Genomic DNA, 15,919 nt, shown 5'->3' on the forward strand with positions numbered 1-15,919 from the left:
TAAAATAGTTAATAAGCGAAGCATTATTCACGTCAGAAAAAGGGAAACGTTATGAGTAAAAGAGAATTAGGTCGTTCAGGAATTCAGGTGCCGGTGCTCACTTTTGGTGGCAACGTATTTGGCTGGACGGCGGACGAATCCACATCTTTTAGCCTTCTCGACGCCTTACTTGACCATAAGCTTAATTTTATTGATACCGCCGATGTCTATTCCAGCTGGGTTGAAGGCCACAGCGGCGGCGAATCAGAAACTATTATCGGCAAATGGCTGAAAAAAACCGGCAAGCGCGACCAGATTATTTTGGCGACCAAGGTCGGCAAGCCGATGGGCGAGGGCAAAGTAGGCTTATCGCCGCGCTACATTAAACAGGCTGTTGAAGCTTCTTTGAAGCGCCTGCAAACCGACCATATTGACCTCTACCAGTCGCACGATGACGACGCCGACACGCCATTAGCCGAGTCGATGGCGGCCTTCGACGCCCTGATTAAAGAGGGTAAAGTGCGCGCCATTGGTGCTTCGAACTACAGCGCGCCGCGCCTGGCAGAAGCCTTAAAGGTGAGTAAAGAGAACGGCTTGGCGCGCTATGAAACCCTGCAACCGCTCTACAACCCTTATGACCGCAAAGTCTACGAAGAAGCGTTAGAGAAGGTGGTGACGGACAACGGCCTGGGCGTGATCAACTTCTATGGCCTTGCCGCTGGCTTCCTGACCGGGAAGTACCGCACCAAGGCAGATGCCAGCAAAAGTAAGCGCGGCGAGTCGGTGGTTGAGCGCTACCTGAATGAGCGCGGACTGAAGGTGCTGGCATCACTCGACAGCGTGGCGGAGAAACACGGCGTCAAGCCGGGGCAGGTGGCGCTGGCGTGGCAAATCGCCCGCCCAAGCATCACCTCGCCAATTGTCAGCGCGACCTCCCTCGAGCAGCTAGACGAGCTGGCAACGGCCGCCAACTTGAAACTCGATGATGCCGATATTGCGTTGATCAATGAAGGCAGCCGCTGGGAATAAGTCAGCCAGCGAGAAACAAAAAAACCGCCCTCGGGCGGTTTTTTATTGCGGCTAAATCTTAGCGGAACAGCGTTTGTGCCCAGCGCGCCAAACCGGCGGTGACAGAGCCAAAGTCGTTGCCACCGACCAGTGGAATGCCCGGCAGCTGTGCCTGCAACGCGGCGCGCAACAGCGGCGAACGGGCGCTGCCGCCAGTCAGGTAGATCACGTCCGGCTTGATGTCGCTGGTAGAGAGCGCCAGATTCACCTGCTCCTGAATACGCTCCAGCGGCTGGGCGATGGCCTCGCTCAACTGCTGCTGGCTGATGCTTTCCGCCAGACCGGCTTCGATAAACTCCAGTCCGGCGATCACGCTTTCACGCTCCGACAGCGCAATTTTGCTCTCTTCCGCGGCGCGGACCAGACGGTAGCTCAGGCGCTGCTGGTGGACTTTCAGCAGGCGCTTCACTTGGTCAGGCTGCGCGGCGTCGCGAATCAAATCGCGCAGCATGCGGCCATTGGCGACGCTGTAGAAATCAGCCTGCGCTGGCACGTCATTGGTCGCCACCGCGTTCCAATAAGGCAGCGCGGGAATGGCGATCCCCTTGGTCATTTCGCTGCCCATGCCCAGTTGCGGGGTCAGCTGTTTGAAGGCGGTCATGATATCGAGGTCGTTACCGCCAACGCGGCAGCCGCTGTGCCCCAGCAAACTCTGCTGGCGTTCGGCTTTATCACGCCACTGCGGGCCCATCAGCAACACCGAGCAGTCGGTAGTACCACCGCCGATATCCACCACCAGCACGGTTTTCTCTTCTGTCAGCGTGGCTTCGAAATCCAGCCCCGCCGCGACGGGTTCAAACTGGAAGGCGATATCACGGAAGCCCGCGCGTTCGGCAGCGCGTTGCAAAATGCCCTGCGCCTGACGGTTCGCCTCTTCGCCCCCCATCCCCTGAAAGTTGATCGGGCGACCAATCACCGTCTGCTCGATGCTCTGCTGCAAAGCAGATTCAGCCTGACGCTTGATGTGGAACATCATGGCGCAGACCAAGTCTTCGAACAGGGCAATTTGTTGCGGTTTCAAGCCATTAGCGCCCAAGAAGGATTTCGGCGAGCGCACGAAATAGACTTCTTCCGGGTCTTCCATATAAGTAGAAAGCGCGTGCAAACCGAAGTTAACGCTGTTGGCATTGACCGGAATATCTTCTTCCCGGTTAAAACTGATACTGCGGCGCAGCAGAGCTAAATTCTCATCGCTGCCCGTCGGAACCTGCCCATGACGGTTCAGCCATTCGCTGACCGCTTCACGCGTAGGCGCACAGAGCATGGAGGGTAAATAAGGATCGTTGTTTTCCAACGCCAATAAGTGGGCGTCATTGCCGCGCATCACTGCTACCGAGCAATTCGCTGTGCCGTAGTCAAATCCAATAAACATCACGGTTCCCCATGCCAAAGAAGGGGGGGGACTTTATGTGGTTTTGGTTTTAATTTCAAATTTAAGTGTGGGGTTGGAGCTTACAGTGGATGTTGCTTTGCTCCCTCCCCTTGCCTGAGGAGGAGTAACATCAGACTGGGAGTTTAAAAGCAAAAGACGCATTTGAAACTCCCGCTTTTTTCCTGTTACCTTTAATTTCCAAAAATAAATAGGCCCGCCCCGTGACTAAACCCCGCTACCTCCCTTATACGCCGCCTTACGACTGGGACTGGATGACCTCCTTCCTTGGCGCTCGCGCCTTAACGGGCGTTGAACAGATGCTGGATGGCTTCTACCAGCGCACGCTGCTAGTGCAGTCTGAAACCGGCACTATTGCGGGGTGGCTGCGTTTACGGCCATTGCCGGAAAGAAATTGCGTGGAGCTGAGCCTCTCGCCGTCGCTTGAACCTGTGGCAGAGCGCGTTGAGCGGCAGGTTAGCCTGCTGCTGGATTTAGACGCAGATCCGCACCTGATTGCCGCCGGGCTAGGGGAGTTGGCGCAAAACAACGTTGGGCTGCGGCTGCCGGGGTGTATCAATCGGTTTGAACTCACGGTGCGGGCGATCCTCGGCCAGCTGGTGAGTGTCAAAATGGCGGCGACGCTGGCGACGCGGCTGACGCAGAACTGGGGCGAAGCCATCGACACGCCTTTTGCCGGATTAACCCACCTGTTCCCGACGCCGGAACGCATTGCTCAACTGAGCGTGGATGACCTGCGCGGTATTGGCGTGCAGGCCAAACGGGCGGCCTGTTTGATTGGCGTGGCGCGGGCGGTGGCGGAGGGCAGCCTGCCGTTGGATAACATGCCGGATGTGCAACAGGGCGTGAAACAGCTGCTGGCGATGCCGGGGATTGGCGGCTGGACCGCCAGCTATATCGCCATGCGGGCCTGGTCAGCGCCGGACGTTTTTCTCGGCGGCGACTACCTGATCAAGCAGCGTTTTCCTGACACGACGCCGGGCAAAATCGCCCGCTACGCCCAGCGTTGGCAGCCGTGGCGCACTTACGCCACCTTGCATCTGTGGGCCAATAATGACTTTCTACCCGACGATGAGCCGCAGACGTAAACTGCCTGCTTAATGAATGCCAAAATAGCCGGTGTTGAGCAGCGTATTGAGCGACGTCAGCGGCGCGATAGTATCGCCTTCCACCAAATCAATGCCAATGCTGGTCAGCTTTTCCAAGGTTTCGTTTAAATCTGCCGGGCCAGCCAGCGTCTGCGCCGCCAGCCGATGAGTGTTGCCATGGAGAATCGTCACCAGCACTTCATCCATCTGGTTATAGTGTAGTTGGCTCATAAAGGTCGGGTCGATTTGCACGTAATCCACACTGCCTTCCGGCAAGGCATTAAATTCATTCAGATTTTTTCCAACGTTGCGCAGTACGATTTTACAACCACGCTGCCTCAGTTCGGCAACGTACCGCCGCAGATGCTCATATTTGAGCAACACGTCGGGTTCAATCATCAGATTCACCGAGCCCATCGGCATCAGGGTGTTATCCAGCAGGCGATTTAACTCTTGCCGCAAACTCTCTTGCAGCAGGCTTTCCGTGGCGAGCGGGATAGCCACGCAAATTCCCTTATTATTGATACCCTTAGCATGAACCTCGAGGACCTGACGCAGCATCCACAGGTCGATTTCGGGCATCATGTCGTAAAATCGTGCGGCTTCCAACAGCAATTCGGCGTGCTGAATGCCATTCACCGGCTGCACGAATTGCAGCGAAAGTTGATAGAAGCAGACGGAAAGCGGCGTTTTCGGTGGTGACGCGGCGCGGCAGTTGAGCGACAGCTGATTTTCATTCAGCACGCGGCGAATATCCTCGGGGCGGAACAGCACGGCGTGGGAGGCCAATAAGCGTTTTTGCTGCTCTTCATAGGCAAATACCTGCCCCCGGCCGCGATTTTTGGCGGTGTAGCAGGCAACATCGGCTTGGGCCATGTATTCGCTGCTGCTGAGGGAAGCGTCCGTGATGCGCGTAATGCCCGCGCTGGCGCCAATGCGGTAAATTTGATTTTCCCACATGAATTGGAATTCATTGATTTTATTGACTAATGACTTCACCACTTGCAAACCCTGCTCGTGCTGACAGTCTAACAGCAATAGGGCAAACTCATCGCCGCCGAGGCGAGCCAGCCGGTCGCTATTGCGAATATGATCCTGCATGAGATGGCTTAATTGGCGCAGCAACTCGTCTCCCGCCGCGTGCCCGGCGGTGTCATTGACCGCCTTGAAATGGTCGAGATCGATAAAGGCCAGACTGTGATGTTGCTGCTGCTCGGCAGTCAGTTTTAGCGCTTCTTTCAGGCTATCTTCAAAGCTGCCGCGATTGGCTAAATCGGTAAGCAAATCGTGGGAGGCGCTGTAGCTGAGTTGGCGCATCAGCTCACGCGATTTACTTACGTCCTGTAGCACCAAGACTAAGCCGATTGGCTCGGCATTTAGTTTACGCATTGGCGAAATCGCCAGCTGCACGTCGAACTGCCCGGTGTGATAGCCGTGCAAAATCAGCGATTGCTCGAGGGAGGAGTGCAGATACTGGCTGCTGTACATGGCCATTAGGTCGTTAATCAGCTCGCCGTCTGGCCCAATGGTCAAGTGCACCACATCGCTGACCGGCTTGCCCTGCGCCTTCTGCTGACTCCAGCCGGTCATCTTCTCCGCCACCGGATTCATAAAGGTGATGTTCATCTGCTGATCGGTGGAGATCACGGCATCATTGATGGCATTCAGCGTGATGTGCAGTAGCTCTTTCTCTTCGTGCAGAGCTTCGCTCAGCCGGTTATTGGTGATTTCGGTGTGTTTTAGCTCATTGATATCTTCAATCTGAGCGATGAGATAGACCGGATTTTGCTCATCATCGCGCACCAGTGAAACCGCCAGCAGTGCCCAAACAATCTCGCCATCACGGCGTAGATAGCGTTTTTCCATCTGGTAGTTCTGAATCTCGCCGTCGAGCAGTTGCTGGAGTAGCGTCAGGTCTTTGCTCAGGTCCTCGGCGTAAGTAATCTCCTGAAATGTCAGCGTTTTCAGGTAGCCCGCCTCATAACCCAGCAGATTGCACAGGGCTTTATTCACCTGTAGCCATTTGCCCTGTGGCGACACCAGCGCCATGCCGATGGCGGAATATTCCATCGCATTGCGAAAACGGTTTTCGCTCTGAGTAATGTGTGACTTCTCGACGCGCAGGGCGTGCATCGCCATCGCCATGGCATTGGCGGGTAGCAGAATCAGCAGCAGCGGCGTGAAAAGCAGGCCCGGCGGCACCACGGTAATGTGCGGAACGATGTCGATAATGCCGGTGGTTTGCAGCAGCGCAATCATCAGGGTCAGGCAGAGGAAAATGAAAAATGCCTCAACGCGCGGCAAGCGTATCGCCGCCCACAGCAGAGGAATGGTGATAAAGGCAAAGGGGTAAGGCAGCCATTTTAGCGCCAGAAAAGCCGCCACCATGTTGATAATTAGGGTCGCCATCAGCTCAAGCAGGCGGCCTGAGTTGTGGAAAAGTTGCTGTAGATAGCCTCTCTGGTAAATCAAACCCAGCGGAGTGAGTGCCAAAATGGCGACCGCCTCGGACATAAACCAGGTCGCGAACCTTTGCTCTGACGCCTGTGGCGCAAGGGTGTGCTGGACAAAGATCGTCATGATAATGGCGCTGAGCAGCGGACTGAACACCACGGCCACCAGCAGGAATTTTGCCCAATTCGCCAGACCAGAGAGCGGGTCCTTGGTGGGCAGAAAGCGTCGCAGCAGCAGCGCGCAGGTGCCCGCCTCTAACAAGTTAATAAATAGGTAGGGCAGGTAGCTCGTAGACCACGAGTACGCCAAAAAGTGGGAGGCGGCGATGCCCAAGCCCGCGGCGCAAAACAGCGGAAACCAGTCGCGGTAGCGATGGTGGAATAAAACCGGGATGAGCAGTGCCGTCGGCAACCATACCGACGCCAGACTGGAGGATTGCTGGATGACCTTCATGCAGGCGAGTGCCAGCAGGCAGATGCTCACGGCCAGAACCAACAGGATTTTCCAACTGATGGGTGACTGTGAATCCAGACGGGATATGTTCTTTTCCACGGCAAAACCCTTTCTTAAACCCGTCCGGCCACGAACGATAAGCTTGCTGAATTCTACAACAGTAATGAATTGATAACGAACCTTGAGTGAGAAGAAGATCAGGTTTTTATGGGTTTAATGAGCTGAAGGAGTCAGCTATGGCCTTATCAGGGAAAACGAAGAGTAAAACCTTTGCTGCGCCTTGAGAATAAGGCGCAGCAAAGGGGGAGTTAAAGCAGGAAAATTGTTGCCAATCCAAGGAAGATGAAGAAACCGCCCGTATCGGTGATAGCGGTGATCATCACGCTGGCGCCCACCGCCGGGTCGCGGCCAAGCCTTACCATGGTCAATGGAATAATCACCCCCATGCTGGCGGCAACTAATAGATTGAGCACCATCGCCAATGTCATGACCGCGCCCATCTCCCAGTCGCCATACAGCAGCCAGGTAATGATGCCCATCAGGCCACCCCACACCAGACCGTTGATCAGTGCGACGCCCAACTCCCTGAATATCAGGAATTTAAGATTGCCGAGCTGCACCTGATGCAGCGCCAGAGCACGCACAATCATCGTGATTGTCTGATTACCCGTATTACCGCCAATACCGGCAACAATCGGCATTAATGCCGCCAGCGCCACCAGTTGCGAAATCGTACCTTCAAACAGGCCGATCACCCGCGACGCGACAAACGCGGTGCAAAGATTAATGGCCAGCCACGCCCAGCGGTTTTTCACTGCCTTGCCTACAGGCGAGAACACGTCCTCTTCCGGGCTTAAGCCCCCCATGCGGCGCAGATTGGTGTCGGTATCGTTATTAACGAAATCGACAATTTCCTCGACCGTCAGGCGACCCATCAGTTTGCCCTTTTTGTCGATGACGGGCGCGGTGATTAAGTCATAACGTTCGAAGGCACTGGCCGCGTCTTCGGCTTTGTCTTCGGGTTCGAAGCAGGTTGGGTCATCGTTCATCACCTGGAAAACCTGGCGATGCGGCGAGTTAAGCAAAATGGTGGTGAGCGGCAGCTCGCCAAGTAGCATGTTGTTTCGGTCAGTGACGAACAGCTTGTCACTGGCTTCGGGAATGTCTTTACGGTAGCGCAAATAGCGCTGCACGGTGCCCAGCGTGACATCCGCGCGCACGGACAGCAGCTCGAAATCCATGATTCGCCCGACGGTATCCTTGCCGAACTTAACCACTTCGCGCACTTTTTCGCGCTGGCGCGGATCCAGCGAGGTCAGCACGCGGCCCATCAGGTCACGTGGCAGATATTCCGCCAGATAAACCTGATCATCCACGTCCAGCAGCGACATGGTTTTCAGCAGGTCTTTGTCGCTCATTTCCTCAATCAGACTGTCCCAGACGGTTTCTGAGACTTCTACTAAGGCTTTACCGCGATCTGCGGGATCGACTAAACGCCACAGCGCCAGACGTTCGCGCTCCGGCAAGGCTTCTAAAATATCGGCAAGGTCAGCCGGATGCAGCCCGTCAATCAGATTGCTGAGCTCGGCAGTCTGGTCCATTAGCAGGGACTGCGTGGCAGGGTCGATATCTTTGGATTCGCCGAGAATGCTGTCGGCAAGGTCGTCGCTGTCTAGCAGCAGGTTGAGGATGCGGGTACGTGTTTCCGCCAGCTTTTGTACGTGATAGCGATGCTTATTGGCAGACATGCTGCGTCCTTATCCTTTGAATTCCAGAACTAAAATATCAGGGTGCCGGTGTCGTCGATTGTTCTACCTGAGTCTGCTTTTGAGTTTGATGATGTGACCAGGCCCCGACGGCGGAGTAGACCAAGCGGCCGAATAAAATAATAAAGCTGATCGCTAATACGATCTTAGTCATCTTGATGTTGGCTTTTTTAGACATAGTAATTTCAGCTTATTAAACCGTAGCTCCACCAGGGTGAAATAATGATTTAAAACAGACTCATTCGCATAATCAATATATAGCACAACGCCTAACCCAGCCAGAAAAGTCTCATTCTGTAGGAGTGTTCCGTCAGGATATTCAGAATAATCTCGCACTATGGGCGCTGAATTGAATTGTGAATAAAAATATCCGGCAGGGAAACATACATGTATGAAATTTATAAGATATTTTTTCACTCTTGAGTGAATGCATTTGAGGCGATTTTTACGCTAATTAGCAAAGTCTAGGTTTATTGATCCCCATCAAATAGTTTAATATGAGCCAACTTAGAATCTGGTTTTATTTTAGTGATGCTGCGAAATCTGTTTTTACCGCTTTTTGTGGCCAGTCTTTTGACGTTTCCTTAAACCCGTTGTTTCTTTGGCGTTGTTGACCGTTCATCTGGCCTCTCAATGATTCCAGCACGCGACCTGCGTGGATCGCCTGCGGAAAAACATGGCATATCCTATGAGTAAATTTTTATCTTGGCGTGAATACAGCCGCCACTGGTGGGGCCTGCCACTGCTGTGCGCACTGGTGTTTATCAATATCTCGTCTTACTTCTCGCCCATTATTTTCTTGCCGGAAGGTCGTACTTATTTGATGTACATGCCGCTGGCGGTGTGTGTAGCGCTAATGATGGTCTTTGATTGGCGCGCCTTGCCGGGTATCGCGATAGGTATGTTCATCCGCTATGACCTGCGTATCGGCGCCGAAATGGCATCGCTACTGACGCTTATTTATCTGTTCTGCCTGAGCGTTTCTTGGGCCGGTTATCGCTGGCATGCCGGTAAACGCTGGTCTGCGACCTTTGGGTTACTGCGTCTGCCGCTCCCGCGCGTCTTCTGGCTGGTGATTTTCCTCTCCTGCCTCTACATCTTTATTTTGCAAATCGTAGTGGAGTTGGGACTGCTGCCGGGCTATCTGGGCATGGTGACCCGTGAATTTATGACGCTGCGGACCCTGATCAATCTTCAGGCGATGATGCTGGGTATCTTGCTGAGTGGGCATCTGTGGTACCTGACGTTTCGCGTTTTGCGTAAACCTCGCTATCTGCGCGTGCTGCGCCAAATCATGCTTAATCAGCGCTCGCCGGGCGTGAAGTCTGTCGAGATTGTACTGTGGTTTGCGTTGCTGAGCGTGATGGTGATTTTGCTGAGCATGGAGGGGATCAGTGAGCCGATTGCCAAAATTCTGCTCAGCGATTACACCTTAACCCTGCTGCTGCCGGTGCTGCTGTTTGGTGCGATGCGCTACGGCTATCACTTCATTACGCTCGTCTGGACGGGGGCGCTGATTGTGCTGTTTAGCAATTATCGCGGCTTCATCAACGAGAAGGACTTTGTCCATAATCTGGTATTTGTTTCAGCGCTGATGCTGGTGTTTACCCTCTGCCTGCTGCTGATGGCCTCTATCTCGTCAATGCAACGCCAGCTGATGAAAAAGACCCGACAGGCCGCCCTGCTGGACCCGGTTTTTGGTTTGCCGAACCTGCGGGCCTTCAATCGTGACTTATCGCGCTATCCGCGCTCTTTACTCTGCTTTGTTCGCGTGTCGGAAATGGACGTGCTCAGCCGCAACTACGGCATGCAGTTACGCATTCAGTTCAAACAGCAACTGGCCACTGGCCTGCGGCCTTTCTTGCAGGAAGGGGAGAGGGTGTATCACCTGCCGGGGTACGATTTGGTGTTGCGTCTCAACTGTGATGAAACGCTGGAGAAGTTGGACCGCTTGCAGCAATACGTCGATGATTTTCGCCTGATTTGGAACGGCCTGCCGCTGCATCCGAATATCGGTTTGTCCTACTGCACCGTCTTCCCGCCGGTTGAGCATCTGCACATGCTGCTGGGGGAATTGAGCGGTATTGCCGAGGTGTCGTTGACCACCGGCAAGCCGGAGTCCAACAAAAGCGACCACAGTCAGGTGCAGAAAGAGATCAAATCCAAAGTGGCGATGCTGCATAAAATCCAGCGCGCGCTGGATGAAGATCGCTTCGTGCTGATGGCGCAGCCTATCGCCGGTATTCGCGGCGACAGCTACCATGAAATCCTGCTGCGCATGCAGGATGACGAGGGCGGGTTGATGACGCCGGAAAAATTCCTGCCGGTGGTGCATGAATTTGGTCTGGCCTACCAGTTGGATATCTGGGTGCTGAAGCACACCCTCATGTTTATCAACGATAACCGTGAGAAGCTGCCGAGCGTGCGCTTCGCGGTGAACTTCTCGCCGTCGACCTTCTGTCGCCCCTCTTTTAGTAGCCAATTCAAGGCGTTGATGGCGCAGTATCAGGTCGAGCCGTTCCAAATCGTGCTGGAAGTGACGGAATCTCACCTACTGCATAATGTGAAATATGCTGATTTCTCCATGCGCGATTTACGCCACTACGGCTGCCGCATTGCGATTGATGATTTCGGCACGGGTTATGCCAGTTATGACCGCTTGAAGTTTATTCAGGCGGACATCCTGAAGATTGACGGCAGCTTCGTGCGCAACATGATGACGGACCCACTGGATGCCTATATCGTGCAGTCAATTTGTCAGGTTGCGCGGATGAAACACTTGGCGATAGTCGCTGAGTTTGTGGAAACCGAACAGCAGCGCGAAGCACTGCGGGCGCAGGGCGTGGACTATATGCAGGGATATTTGATTGGAATGCCTGAGCCACTCAGCCAGCTGGTTCAGGAGCCGATAAACTCGGCAATAAACTAAAAGCGTTACCGCGATCCTCCCCTTGTGAAAGGGCAGGATCGCGGCTAACCAAAGGCTGGCGGGTTATTTAGCAGGATCTTCCTGCTCGCCGTCCTCTTCTTCCAGAATCAGCTTCCAGCCCGTCACATCATCCCAGTAACTCTGTTCGCGTTCAAAATCCAGCTGCACCAGATTGTTCTGCGCCAAATAACCGGCGGGGAAGCGCAGCGTCCAATGATTATCATCCGTAAGCAGTCGCAGCGTCTCTGGCGTGGTGGTGGATTGACGCTGATTGTTCAGCAGTGCGCCGAGGCGCAAAAGCTGCACCAGCGGCAGGTAATGCTTTTTCTTGAACAGGTTAAGGCGTGGCAGCTCTTCCAGTTTCACCCCTTTACGGTGGAAACGCACCAGCGTAGCCAGTAGGGTTTGCTGCTCCTGATTGAAGCCCGGCAGGTTGGTATTCTGCAAGATATAGGCCGAATGGCGATGCATGCCGCTGTGGTTAATGCTTAACCCCACTTCATGCAGCATGGCAGCGAATTTCAGCAGAGATTCGAGCTGTGGTTGCACCAGTTTTGAGTTTTGCGCCAGCCACTGGGCATAGAGTAATTCGGTGGTTTCCAGCACGCGGCGCGCCTGCTCGCGGTCAATGTTGTAGTGCTCGGCCAGGCTTTTTGCAGTGCGAGTGCGGATATCCTGATGGCGGAAGCGACCTTCCATCTCATACAGCACGCCTTCGCGCAGCGCGCCGTCCGACAGTCGTAACTCTTTGATTGCCAACGCATCGAACACGCCGCACAAGATAGCCAGACCCGGCACAAATACCGACTGGCGATCTTCGGACAGGCCCGGCAGGCTCAGCGAGGAGAAGTTTTTGTAATTCATCACTTCTTCAGTGAGCATTTTCAGGCGTTCAGGGGTAATAAGGCCGTCTTTTTCGCCCATTTCCACCAGCACTTCATAAGTGGCTTTAATGGTGCCCGACGCGCCTAGCGCGTACTGCCAGCCTTGCAGACGATACTGCCAGGCCATGGTTTCCAGCTTTTGCGCGGCGGCCAGCTGGGCGCGTTTAAAGTTAGCGCGGCTGATTTCGCCCTCAGGGAAGAAGTATTGCCCAAAGCTGACGCAGCCCATGCGGCGGCTCTCTGCCAGCAGTGGCTCGAAATCTTCGCCGATCACCAGCTCCGTCGACCCGCCACCGATATCAATCACCAGCTTGCGGCCTTTTTCGGGCTGAGTGTGCTCGACGCCCATGAAAATCAGGCGCGCCTCCTCCTGCCCGGAAATGATTTCAATCGGATAGGGGATAACCTCGGCGGCGCGCTGGAGGAACTCTTCAGCATTCACCGCCTGACGCAGCGAGTGGGTGCCGACAATGGTCACGTTCTGTTCGGGAAAGCCTTGTAAACGTTCGGCAAACAGCGCCAGGCAGTCAAGACCGCGCTGGATAGCTTCTTCGCTCAATACGTTGTTGCTGTCCAGACCGTCAGCCAGATGCACACGCTGCTTCAGGCGGCCCAACACCTGTAGCGCGCCATTCACGACGCGCGCTATCACCATATGGAAGCTGTTTGACCCGAGGTCGATAGCCGCAATCTCTTGCGGTTTGGCGTTTATGGTGTTGTTCAGGGGCATAATATGTGGTGCTCCAAAGTGTCAGGCCTAATCGTGTTGCTGTTTATTATGTTCAAGCTCGAAGGCTTTGAGGTAGTCGTAGATAGCCAGCTGCGCGCGCACCTTACGACGATTTCCGCGTGGAACATAACGATTACTGAGATCTTTATCAATATATCTGGCTTTCACCGTGTCGCTGAACAGCAGGTCGAGGATGTCGAGCACGCGCTGTTTTAGCGTCGGATCCAGCAGGGCGACGGCCACTTCAATACGGTAATCGATGTTGCGCGTCATCCAGTCCGCAGAGGACAGGAAGACTTTGGTGTCGCCATTATTTTCAAACACATACACCCGGTCGTGCTCGAGATAACGGTCAACAATACTGGTGACCTGAATGTTTTCACTGACGCCCGGCAGTTCCGGTACCAGCGAGCACATGCCGCGGATCAACAGGCGGATTTTCACTCCAACGTTGGAAGCGGCGTAGAGGCGATCAATCAGGCCCTTATCCACCAGGTTGTTGATTTTCAGCGTGATCCCGCCGTTACCGCCAGCCTGCACGTTGGCAATCTCCTGATCGATCAGCTTATACAGCATATCGCGGGAGTTTTGTGGCGATACCATCAGGTGCTCGAAAGTCACCGGCCGGTATGGATTCTCAATAAAGTTAAACACCCGGCGCACTTCATTGGTGATGCGGCTGTCCGCCGTCAGCAAGGAGTAGTCGGTATAAAGGCGGGCCGTTTTCTCGTTAAAGTTGCCGGTCCCAATATGAGCATAGCGGACGATTTCATCGCCTTCCCGGCGTGAGATAAGAAATAGTTTGGCGTGAATTTTCAGGCCCGGCGCGGAGAAGATAACGTGCACCCCCGCTTCCGTCAGGCGCTTGGCCCAGTGGATGTTGGCTTCTTCGTCAAAGCGCGCCTGTAGCTCCACCACCACCGTGACTTTTTTGCCGTTATGCGCCGCGTGGATCATCGATTCGATAATGCGCGAGTCTTTGGCTACGCGGTAAATATTGATCTTGATTGACAGCACGTTGGGGTCGAAAGAGGCCTGACGCAGCAGCTCCAGCACGTGCTCAAAGGTGTAGTACGGGTAGTAAAGCAGCACGTCTTGTTGGCGAATCGCTTCAAAGCCGTTGCGGAATTTATCGAAGAACAGATGGCGCAGTCTCGGCAGCGGGCGGTTGACCAGGTTGGCTTTGCCGACATTTGGGAAGCCGATGAAGTCTTTAAAATTGTGGTAGCGGCCGCCGGGAATGACGGAATCATAATTAGAGATCCCCAGTTTACCGCGCAGCAGCTCGACCATGTCATCGGGCATATCGCGCTGATAAACAAAGCGCACCGGCTCGGCGGTCAGGCGCTGTTTCAGGCTCGAAGACATTAATTCCAGCAGGCTCGATTCCATCTCCGTCACCAAGTCGTACTCGGCATCACGGGTCATTTTCATCGAATAGGCGTTGAGCTGGTCGTAATCAAAGAAGCCTTTAAAGATGTCATCAAGGCAGTAGCGCAGGATGTTATCCAGCAAGATCATCGGCTTGCGGCGGCGCGGCGTTTCTGGCGGTAAGTTAACGAAACGCGGCACTTTGTCTGATGGAATTTCCAGCAGCGCGTAATGGATCTCTTCACCGCGAATAATTTCGACTGCCAGATAGGTGTAATCGTCTTTGAGGAACTGAACCAGATTGGTGTCGTGATTGATCAGAATAGGCGTGATGAACTGGCGCAGATGCTGTTTGAAATACTGACGCAGCCAATTTTGCTGATTTTCAGACACCTGGCGTTCGTTGATCAAGAAAATCTGGTTGCGCGCCATCTCTAGCAGCAGGTCGTTGTAAAGACTGTCAAACTCTTGGTCTATGCGCAGAACCTTGGCCTGAATCTTTTTCAGCAAATGGCGAGACGCGCCGATAAAACCTTGTTCTTCGCTGATTAAAATTCGGCGTTTTAAATCGGCAAAACGAACTTTATAGAATTCGTCCAGATTGTTGGAGTAGATGCCCAAAAAACGCATGCGTTCGATCAGAGGATTGCTTTTGTCTGCCGCTTCCTGCAAAACACGTTCATTGAAGGACAGCCAGCTCAGTTCTTTTTCTATATAAAGCTTTTCCTGACCCATTTTAACTCCATTCTTTATGGCCCAACATTCAGCGTTATCACGATGAATCACCAGGGAAAATCTCGCTATTTCCAGCTCACATCCTGTGGATGTTCGACATATCTCTAATGGAAAATATTGAGAGAGAGGGGCCTAGTGTCTACTACCAATATTGCGAAAGATTGACAGGAAAGTCCAATACAAAGCGGAGGTTAAATCAGAGGGTGGAAAGTGAGCATTAAATGGCGCAACGAGAGAGGAAAAAGCTTAGCGGTGAACAAGATATCTCATGAAGATACGCTTTAGAAAAGCAGCTTGTTCACCGCTAATAGGGCGGTTAAACCACGCCTGCGCCGATAGGATCAACGCGTTTGGATTCCGCCGGCTTGGTTTTGTACTTCGCCAAGAATTGCGGTTGGAAAATACACATACGGATGGCGCTGCGGTATTCCCCGTTAACGAAGAATTCCTGTTTCAGTTCGCCTTCTACTTCAAAGCCCAACTTGTTGTAGATATGAATCGCCTTTTTGTTCTCTTTATCGACGATTAAATACAGCTTGTAGAGGTTAAGAACGGAAAACGCATAGTCCATCGCTAACTTGACGGCATCACCGGCAAACCCTTTGCCTTGATGAGCGGGGTCGATAATGATTTGAAACTCAGCACGACGGTGTATGTGATTAATCTCGACTAACTCCACCAGACCAACAGGCCCGCTTTCATATTCAATGATAAAACGGCGTTCGCTTTGGTCATGAATATGTTTGTTGTAGAGGTCGGTCAGTTCGACAAAAGCTTCATAAGGCTCTTCGAACCAGTAACGCATGATGCTTGCGTTGTTATCGAGACGGTGAACGAACGCCAAATCGTCTTTTTCCAGTGGACGTAATCTGACGTGGGTCTTGCTAAACATAAAATTTCCCGAAATGTCGTTTATTCGGATACTTTTTAGAAACTAGGCTCTTTAAACAGTCCTGTTTTAAGAAAAGGTGAGCACACAAACGACTTTAAACGTGCACTCACGCAGTCATTATAGCGGTCAATATGTAAACGAACGTAAACAGATATAAAACAAAAAACCGGCACGTGGCCG

Annotated in this window: 9 protein-coding genes; 3 read left to right on the plus strand and 6 right to left on the minus strand. The window is 53.3% G+C overall.

All coding sequences use genetic code 11. The features are described from left to right. The first annotated feature begins 51 nt into the window (after nt 1–51). Entirely contained in the window at nt 52–1,008 is a 957-nt protein-coding gene (locus tag ACT3RR_RS04385) for an aldo/keto reductase (RefSeq protein WP_496199836.1), read from the plus strand. A gap of 58 nt (nt 1,009–1,066) precedes the next feature. On the opposite strand, the gene yegD is transcribed toward ACT3RR_RS04385, so the two are convergent. Beyond that, nucleotides 1,067–2,419: a molecular chaperone gene (gene yegD, locus ACT3RR_RS04390; protein WP_496199837.1), complete on the minus strand. Its 1,353-nt coding sequence runs from the start codon at nt 2,417–2,419 to the stop codon at nt 1,067–1,069. A 221-nt stretch (nt 2,420–2,640) separates the two neighbouring features. Here yegD and alkA point away from each other — a divergent pair, with 221 nt between their 5' ends. Continuing rightward, a complete protein-coding gene (gene alkA / locus ACT3RR_RS04395; protein WP_496199838.1) occupies nt 2,641–3,525 on the plus strand; it encodes a DNA-3-methyladenine glycosylase 2 in 885 nt (294 codons plus the stop codon). Nucleotides 3,526–3,534: 9 nt separating this feature from the next. On the opposite strand, the gene ACT3RR_RS04400 is transcribed toward alkA, so the two are convergent. Continuing rightward, a complete protein-coding gene (locus ACT3RR_RS04400; RefSeq protein WP_496199839.1) occupies nt 3,535–6,531 on the minus strand; it encodes a PAS domain S-box protein in 2,997 nt (998 codons plus the stop codon). Between the two features lie 209 nt (nt 6,532–6,740). Then, nucleotides 6,741–8,180: a magnesium transporter gene (gene mgtE, locus ACT3RR_RS04405; RefSeq protein ID WP_353502910.1), complete on the minus strand. Its 1,440-nt coding sequence runs from the start codon at nt 8,178–8,180 to the stop codon at nt 6,741–6,743. Between the two features lie 706 nt (nt 8,181–8,886). On the opposite strand from mgtE, the gene ACT3RR_RS04410 reads away from it, so the two are divergent. Beyond that, entirely contained in the window at nt 8,887–11,127 is a 2,241-nt protein-coding gene (locus tag ACT3RR_RS04410; RefSeq protein WP_353502908.1) for a sensor domain-containing phosphodiesterase, read from the plus strand. A 63-nt stretch (nt 11,128–11,190) separates the two neighbouring features. Here ACT3RR_RS04410 and ppx read toward each other — a convergent pair whose 3' ends face one another. The 3 genes from ppx to speG form a co-directional block, all read right to left on the minus strand. Next, nucleotides 11,191–12,741 carry an exopolyphosphatase gene (gene ppx / locus ACT3RR_RS04415; RefSeq protein WP_396130993.1) on the minus strand — a complete coding sequence of 517 codons (1,551 nt, stop codon included), beginning with the start codon at nt 12,739–12,741 and terminating at the stop codon, nt 11,191–11,193. Nucleotides 12,742–12,768: 27 nt separating this feature from the next. After that, entirely contained in the window at nt 12,769–14,847 is a 2,079-nt protein-coding gene (gene ppk1, locus ACT3RR_RS04420) for a polyphosphate kinase 1 (protein ID WP_353502906.1), read from the minus strand. A gap of 316 nt (nt 14,848–15,163) precedes the next feature. Next, entirely contained in the window at nt 15,164–15,739 is a 576-nt protein-coding gene (gene speG, locus ACT3RR_RS04425; protein ID WP_353502905.1) for a spermidine N1-acetyltransferase, read from the minus strand. Between the last annotated feature and the right edge of the window lie 180 nt (nt 15,740–15,919).

It is taken from the genome of Ewingella sp. AOP8-B2-18 (assembly GCF_052376015.1).
GTDB lineage: Bacteria > Pseudomonadota > Gammaproteobacteria > Enterobacterales > Enterobacteriaceae > Ewingella > Ewingella allii.